3 protein-coding genes and 1 pseudogene are annotated in these 2,864 nt (G+C 62.0%); 1 reads left to right on the plus strand and 3 read right to left on the minus strand.

The window, feature by feature from the left end; all coding sequences use genetic code 11:
• Positions 1-385 (plus strand): annotated as a pseudogene (locus EN906_RS29445) (sterol desaturase family protein); the annotation flags it as partial.
• 11 nt (positions 386-396) lie between these two features.
• Here the strand turns inward: EN906_RS29445 and EN906_RS29450 are convergent.
• From EN906_RS29450 to trmFO, 3 genes are all read right to left on the minus strand, one after another.
• Positions 397-690 (minus strand): type II toxin-antitoxin system ParD family antitoxin, encoded by a 294-nt coding sequence (locus tag EN906_RS29450; RefSeq protein ID WP_164748858.1) that lies wholly within the window; start codon positions 688-690, stop codon positions 397-399.
• A 68-nt stretch (positions 691-758) separates the two neighbouring features.
• Entirely contained in the window at positions 759-1,325 is a 567-nt protein-coding gene (locus EN906_RS29455) for a hypothetical protein (protein ID WP_127269101.1), read from the minus strand.
• 3 nt (positions 1,326-1,328) lie between these two features.
• The gene (trmFO, locus tag EN906_RS29460; RefSeq protein ID WP_127269100.1) at positions 1,329-2,738 is read right to left on the minus strand and encodes a methylenetetrahydrofolate--tRNA-(uracil(54)-C(5))-methyltransferase (FADH(2)-oxidizing) TrmFO; all 1,410 of its coding nucleotides are present in this window, start codon (positions 2,736-2,738) and stop codon (positions 1,329-1,331) included.
• Between the last annotated feature and the right edge of the window lie 126 nt (positions 2,739-2,864).

Genomic DNA, 2,864 nt, shown 5'->3' on the forward strand with positions numbered 1-2,864 from the left:
CTCACACCACCGCGTCCACCACGCCACCAATCCGCGCTATCTCGACGCCAATTATGCCGGCACGCTGATCATCTGGGACCGCATGTTCGGCACCTTCGTCGGAGAGTTGGAAGAAGACCGGCCGCGCTATGGCATCGTCAGGAACCTCGGCACCTTCAATCCACTGAAAGTGGCGTTCCATGAATGGATCGGCATGTTCAGGGATGCGTTTGTGCCAAGGCTGACGGTGCGCGACCGCATCAACTACTTGATCAAGCCGCCAGGGTGGAGCCATGACGGCTCGCGCGAGACTTCGGAGAGTTTGAAGGCTGCCTATGTCAGGCGAAATCCTGCTGAGGCGGGGAAGCCGGGATTGCCAAGCGTGGGTGGCGAGCCCGCCGAGTAGAACTTCTTATGTCAGGAGGGTCCGTCGTCATCGCTGTCGTACGCCAATTGCGCGATTCGTTCCGTCACTTGCGCGATGGCGTGATCCAGCGGAACAGCGGGACGCGTATCTTCGATCGAAGCCTTTATCTTGGCCCGGATCGCGGCTAGGCGCTCGGCATGCTCCTCTTCCTCGCGCTGGAAGGCCCGGAGCGCCGCGCGGATGACTTCGCTCGCCGAGCCGAAAGAGCCGTCTTCGACTTTTTGGCGGATAAGGCGGGCCATTGCTGGCGTGACTGTGACAGAAAGTTTCTCGGCGAATTCCATGGAACGGCTCCCATTGGACCGCAAGTAGGATTGTATCCTGCTTCATCCGTGCGGCCAACGATGAGGTCCTAGCGCCTGGGTTTCGCCCGGCCGGCTTCCGAACCATCCGGCATGGTGGCGCTAATGCGCCGAGTTGTGCCGAAATGCCGGCCGAATTCACGGCCCCCCAAATCTGTAAAATTGGCTTCGAACTCAACCAGCGCGTCGACGATAGCCGGCGCCTCCGAGCTGGGAGCCTCCTGCGTGAATCGTGCACTGAGGTAGACGCCATGAGGATGTGAGGGATCCAGACGGGTTTGGATCGCCCAGAAGGATGACAGCGAATAGATCGCTTTCATGAAATCCAGAATTAGCCGGTCATTGTAGGGACCTTCGACAGGCTGAACGGCAATGATTCTCTTCAAGCTTCGATCGCGGTTCTCATTGTAATTTTCATTTTCGTACAGCCAACCTTGGCCCCCGTGAGGCTGACCTATTAGCGCCTCGATAGCGGGTATATGAACTTCGCGCAGCTTCCGCAGGTTGGTGCATCTGACATAGATGCTCCAGCAAATTTCGTAGTCGCCGGCGAAAGGTTCGCCACTCGGCGGCAGGTCCGACGGCAGAAGCTGGTGCAGCTCGGAGTGCTTGGCCATGGACTACTCGGCGGCTTGCGCTTGTGCCGGCAGCCCTAGCCATTCTCGGCAATCAGCCTGCGCACGCGACGTGATCGCATGGCGCTTGGCAACGGTCTTGTCCTTGCCGCGCATGCGTTTGCCTTCGGTCTTCGGCGCCTCCACCGGCGGGAACAGGCCGAAATTGACGTTCATCGGCTGGAAGGAGCGCTTTCCCGGTTCGTCATCGGAGACGATGTGGCCGCCGGTGATGTGGTTGAGCAGGGCGCCGAAGGCCGTGGTCAGCGGCGGCAGGGACGGTGAGTGGCCGAGACGCTCGGCTGCGGCGAAGCGGCCGGCAAGCAGACCGATCGCGGCACTTTCGACATAGCCTTCGCACCCGGTGATCTGGCCGGCGAAACGCAGGCCGGGCCGCGACTTCAGTTGCAGCGAAGCGTCGAGCAAGGTCGGCGAGTTGATGTAGGTGTTGCGGTGCAGGCCGCCGAGGCGGGCGAAATCGGCGTTTTCGAGACCCGGAATGGTGCGGAACACCCGCACCTGCTCGGCATGCTTCAACTTGGTCTGGAAACCGACCATGTTGTAGAGCGTGCCCAGCGCATTGTCCTGCCGCAGCTGCACCACGGCATAGGCCTTTACGGTCGGATTGTGCGCGTTGGTCAGCCCCATCGGTTTCATCGGCCCGTAGCGCAGCGTCTCGACGCCGCGCTCGGCCATGATCTCGATCGGCAGGCAGCCGTCGAAATAGGGCGTGCCTTCCCATTGCTTGAATTCGGTTTTCTGGCCGTCGACCAGCGCTTGCACGAAGGCAAGGTACTGGTCCTTGTCCATAGGACAATTGATGTAGTCCTTGCCGGTGCCGCCTGGCCCGACCTTGTCGTAGCGCGACTGGAACCAGCAGGTATCCATGTCGATCGTGTCGAAATGGACGATTGGCGCGATGGCGTCGAAGAAGGCGAGCGCATCGGCGCCGGTCGCTTCCGCGATCGACTGGGCAAGCCCGGGGGCGGTCAATGGGCCCGTGGCGACGATCGCCTGGTCCCAATCCGCCGGCGGCAGACCAGGCACTTCCTCGCGCTGGATGGTGATCAGCGGGTGTGCTTCGAGCTTTTTCGTCACTGCGTCGGCGAACCCGTCGCGATCGACGGCCAGCGCGCCGCCGGCCGGAACCTGGTTGGCGTCGCCGGCGCTCATGATCAACGAGCCGGCCAGCCGCATTTCGGCATGCAACAGGCCGACTGCGTTGTTGTCGGCATCGTCGGAGCGGAAGGAATTGGAACAGACGAGCTCGGCCAGGCTGTCGGTCTTGTGTGCATCGGTGCCGCGAACGGGCCGCATTTCATGCAGGATGACCGGAACGCCGGCCTGCGCTGCCTGCCAGGCGGCTTCGGAACCGGCGAGGCCGCCGCCGATGATATGGATGGGGTTTTTGCTCATGAGCGCCGGAATAATCGCTTGGTGCGGCGATTGCAATTGCCGTGCGCGGTGCGGGGCAAACAGCTGCTGATGGGAGCGCCTCCTGAAAACGACAACAACCGCCGGGGGAGGAGGTCCGGCGGGGGT

Source organism: Mesorhizobium sp. M7A.F.Ca.CA.004.06.1.1 (assembly GCF_003999135.1).
Taxonomy (GTDB): Bacteria; Pseudomonadota; Alphaproteobacteria; order Rhizobiales; family Rhizobiaceae; genus Mesorhizobium.

Excerpts from the sequence above, each read along its gene's own strand:
- EN906_RS29455 (WP_127269101.1), bottom strand. The coding sequence starts at position 1,325 with ATGGCCAAGCACTCCGAGCTGCACCAGCTTCTGCCGTCGGACCTGCCG.
- trmFO (WP_127269100.1), bottom strand. The coding sequence starts at position 2,738 with ATGAGCAAAAACCCCATCCATATCATCGGCGGCGGCCTCGCCGGTTCC.
- EN906_RS29450 (WP_164748858.1), bottom strand. The coding sequence starts at position 690 with ATGGAATTCGCCGAGAAACTTTCTGTCACAGTCACGCCAGCAATGGCC.